This window comes from Gallintestinimicrobium propionicum, from assembly GCF_025567525.1.
GTDB lineage: Bacteria > Bacillota > Clostridia > Lachnospirales > Lachnospiraceae > Gallintestinimicrobium > Gallintestinimicrobium propionicum.
On record NZ_JAOQJY010000036.1, the window covers coordinates 6567 to 10623 of the forward strand.

Below are 4057 nucleotides of genomic sequence, written 5' to 3' on the forward strand. Positions count from 1 at the left end.
CTATTCGGTAAACAACACCATGCTCATCTATATGCAGAAGCCGGACGCCACATTGGTAGCCGGATACAATAAGTGGAAAGACCAGTTTGAGCGTCATGTAAAAAAGGGCGAGCATGGCATTACCATCATCGCTCCCACACCGTACAAGAAGAAAATCGAGGAGCAGAAGCTGGACCCAGATACCAAGGCTCCGATTCTGGATAAAGACGGAAAGATCGTCACAGAGGAAAAAGAAATCGAGATTCCCATGTTTCGCCCTGTCAAGGTCTTTGATGTGAGTCAGACCGACGGGAAACCTTTGCCGGAGCTTGCTTCCTCCCTTTCCGGCAATGTGCCAAATTATGAGGCATTCATGGAGGCCCTGCGCCGCAGCGCACCGGTGCCGATTACTTTTGAAGCAATGGCCGCTGATACGGACGGCTATTTTTCTGCTGATCATCAGAAAATTGCCATTCGTCAGGGCATGAGTGAGGTTCAGACGGTTTCAGCCACAGTACACGAGATTGCCCACAGCAAGCTCCATGACCCTAAAAAATATGAAATGCTACCGTCATGGAAGGTTGTGCAGGAGAGTGAAGGTGGAACCAAACATGATTTCAAGTTGGATTTTGCCACAGAAAAAGAAGCCGAACAGTTTGCTTCTGATATGGATTGGCGTTATGTGGACGAAAATCAGTTTGAATGGCGTCTTGCAGTTGAGGAAGATGCAACCGCAGAAAAACAGGCAATCAAAAACCGCCACACGGAGGAAGTGGAGGCTGAAAGCATCTCCTATGCGGTCTGCAAGTATTTTGGCATCGAGACCGGAGAAAACAGCTTCGGCTATATTGCAAGCTGGAGTCAGGGCAAGGAACTGAAAGAGTTGAGAGCCAGTTTGGAGACCATTAACAAAACCTCCGGCACTTTGATCTCCGACATTGAGCGCCACTATAAGGAAATTTGCAAAGAGCGCGGAATCGACCCTCATGCAAAGGTAGAGCCGGAAACCGCCCCGATAGAGCAGCCAGCAGATGCCATTAAGGTATCTGATAGGCTGCCGACCGGCGATCTGACCTACTATGTAGCAGAGTGCATGGAATTTCCAAACCTCGGAGAATACCACGATAACCTGTCTTTGGAGGATGCTGTCCGCATTTATCAGGAGATTCCAGCAGAGCGAATGAACGGGATCAAGGGCATTGGTTTTGAGCTGAAAGACGGAAGTGACTATGAAGGACCGTTTCCGATTTTGACCGGCCAGACCATTGACCTGGACACCATCCAGGCAATCGACTATTACCGTGATAATCCTCTGGTGCAAAAAGCGGTAAAGGAACTGGCTGCGGCAATGCCGGAAATGGAAGTGCTGGGGGCGGACGCCAATCAGCAGGAGGCTTTGTTTCTGATCGACAATGCCACCTATCTTCATATCCAGTCCTGTGACAGCGGCTGGGACTATACCCTTTACGATGCCGCATCCATGAAAGAGCTGGATGGAGGTCAGCTGGATATGCCGGAGCTTTCCTGCATGAAGGCAGTTCTCCAGATTTGTGATGATAACGATTTGAGCAGCAATTCAGTAAAGTATGCGCCCCTGCCTATGATTGAAACTTTGCAGGACGCTGCCTATCAGCAGATGCAGGCAGAGGTCAGGCAGAGGACGTCTTATTCTCAGCTGCCGGAAGCACAAGAGCAGGCGCTGGATGAATACCCTATGCCTGATGAGCAGGTATCCATACCGGATATGCAGGAATACGGCTACTTCTATGATGGGATGCTCCCTGTCACCAGAGAACGGGCGCTGGAACTGGATGCCGCTGGTTTGACTGTCTATGTGCTGCATGAGGACAATACGGAGAGTATGGTATTTGACTCGCAGGAAATCATGGATCATGGCGGCATTTTTGGTGTGGACCGTGAGGAATGGGAGAAAAGCCCTCAGTTCCACGAAAAGGTCATGGAGCGCCAGGAACATCAGCAGGAACGGGAACAGGCATTTCTTGCTCAGAACAGAGATTGCTTTGCCATCTATCAGGTGAGCCGTGACGATCCGCAGAATGTGCGCTTTATGAATCTGGACTGGCTAAAGTCCCATGACATTTCCATAGAGCGCAGCAATTATGATCTCATTTACACTGCTCCGCTGAGGGAGTCTGGCACGGTACCGGAGCAGCTGGAAAAACTATATGAGCAGTTTAATCTGCAAAAACCGGCGGATTTTCACAGTCCTTCTATGAGTGTCAGTGACATCGTTGCGATCAAGCAGGATGGTAAGGTATCCTGTCATTACTGTGACAGTGTTGGTTTTACCCAGATCCCCGGATTCCTGCCGGAAAATCCGCTGAAAAATGCGGAGATGGCCGTGGAGGACGATTACGGCATGATCGACGGTATCATCAACAATGGCGCAAAAGAGCCTACGGTGGCAGAGCTGGAACAGCAGGCCCGCAGCGGTCAGTCTATTTCCCTCATGGATTTGGCTGCCGCTGCCCATCGGGAGGAACGGGAAAAGAAAAAGTCCGTCATGGAGCAGCTGAAAAGCCAGCCCAAGGCAGAACACAAAAAGATAGCGCCAAAAAAGAGTGCGGAAAGGGAGATTTGATATGAGAAACTTTACTTTTGAGGAAATGAACCTGATGTGCATTTACAATACCGGCAGCCGCACCGGACTGATCGACAGCCTGCGTGAGATGCGCGGCGAGCTGGCTCCGGAGGAAACCGAGCTGCGGGAGTTGACAGACAGCGCACTGGGCAAGCTCCAGGCCATGAGTGATGCCGAGTTTGCCGAGCTGGAGTTGTATCCGGATTTTGACCAGTAAACACCATAATCGCAGGGATGGGGTGGCAATATGCCACCCCACCTTTTTACCCCAAAACTGAAAGGAGGACAGAACACTATGCCAACCAAAGCTGAACTATATACACAGATGGCGGAGAAGGTGGCAACGCAGCTCACGGGGAGCTGGCAGGAATGGGCAGGGTTTCTCACCACTGCTTCCCGCCTTTACAAGTACCCGTTCCATGAGCAGTTGATGATCTACGCCCAGCGTCCGGACGCCACCGCCTGTGCAGAGTACGATTTGTGGAATGAAAAGATGGGCCGGTATGTAAGGCGCGGCTCCAAGGGAATTGCTCTGGTGGACGATTCCGGGGACAGGCCCCGCCTGCGCTATGTTTTTGATATTTCCGACACCGGAACCCGTGAACATTCCCGCACTCCCTGGCTGTGGCAGCTGGAGGAGAGCCATTTGGATTCGGTGCAGGCCATGCTTGAGCGCACCTATGATGTTTCCGGTGATGACCTTGCCGGACAGCTCACCGAGGTAGCCGGAAAACTGGCGGAGGAATACTGGACGGAGCATCAGCAGGACTTCTTCTATATCGTTGACGGTTCCTTTTTGGAGGAATATGATGAGTTTAACATCGGAGTACAGTTCAAGGCAGCAGCCACCGTCAGTATCACTTACGCTTTGATGTCCCGCTGTGGACTGGAGCCGGAACGCTACTTCGACCACGAAGATTTCATGGCGATCTTTGATTTCAATACTCCGGCAACCATCGGAGCGCTGGGAACAGCGGTCAGCCAGATCAACCAGCAGGTGCTGCGGCAGATCGGCGTTACCGTCCGAAATGCAGAGCGCGAAGCCAACCAAGAAAGGAGCAAACAAGATGAACAATCCCATGACCTATATCCAGAACGGAGACTATCTGATTCCCGACCTGAAGCTGAGCCAGCAGCCGGAGAAACCCTTGGGCAAGTACGGAAGGATGAGGAAAACCTACCTGAAGGAACACCGTCCCATCCTCTACAACCAGATGCTGCTGAGCGAGAAGCTGTACCCGCACCTTCTGGAGATCGACGAGACCGCCCAGAGCAGACTGGAGCAGATGATGCCCCAGCTGGCGAAGGAAGCGGGAGCCACCGAGGACCTGAAAGCCAGCGATCCCATGAAGTGGGTGGGGCTGATGAACACCTGCAAAGCTCAGGCCGAGGAGATCCTGATGGCGGAGCTTATCAACAGCTGACTCTAAACCTGTTCCTCTCCGAAGCGGAACAGATCCAATCCATAGATGAAGC

General features: G+C 51.9%; 4 protein-coding genes. 3 read left to right on the forward strand and 1 reads right to left on the reverse strand.

Annotated elements, in window-relative coordinates:
• Together OCV62_RS18845 and OCV62_RS17545 are read left to right on the forward strand one after the other, a co-directional pair.
• Positions 1–2581 (forward strand): YodL domain-containing protein (locus tag OCV62_RS18845; protein WP_262588270.1); only part of this gene is annotated, 2581 nt, incomplete at its 5' end.
• Between the two features lies 1 nt (position 2582).
• Positions 2583–2798: a transposon-transfer assisting family protein gene (locus OCV62_RS17545; protein ID WP_069432538.1), complete on the forward strand. Its 216-nt coding sequence runs from the start codon at positions 2583–2585 to the stop codon at positions 2796–2798.
• Positions 2799–2894: 96 nt separating this feature from the next.
• Here the strand turns inward: OCV62_RS17545 and OCV62_RS17550 are convergent, their stop codons facing one another.
• On the reverse strand, positions 2895–3662 hold the full coding sequence (locus tag OCV62_RS17550) for a hypothetical protein (protein WP_262588272.1): 768 nt from the start codon (positions 3660–3662) through the stop codon (positions 2895–2897).
• On the opposite strand from OCV62_RS17550, the gene OCV62_RS17555 reads away from it, so the two are divergent.
• Positions 3661–4005 (forward strand): TnpV protein, encoded by a 345-nt coding sequence (locus tag OCV62_RS17555; protein WP_233106341.1) that lies wholly within the window; start codon positions 3661–3663, stop codon positions 4003–4005. The genes OCV62_RS17550 and OCV62_RS17555 overlap by 2 nt on opposite strands.
• Positions 4006–4057 lie beyond the last annotated feature (52 nt).

What these genes read in the sequence shown, in the direction of transcription:
- OCV62_RS17545 (WP_069432538.1), top strand. Translation starts at nt 2,583, where the DNA reads ATGAGAAACTTTACTTTTGAGGAAATGAACCTGATGTGCATTTACAAT.
- OCV62_RS17550 (WP_262588272.1), bottom strand. Translation starts at nt 3,662, where the DNA reads ATGGGATTGTTCATCTTGTTTGCTCCTTTCTTGGTTGGCTTCGCGCTC.
- OCV62_RS17555 (WP_233106341.1), top strand. Translation starts at nt 3,661, where the DNA reads ATGACCTATATCCAGAACGGAGACTATCTGATTCCCGACCTGAAGCTG.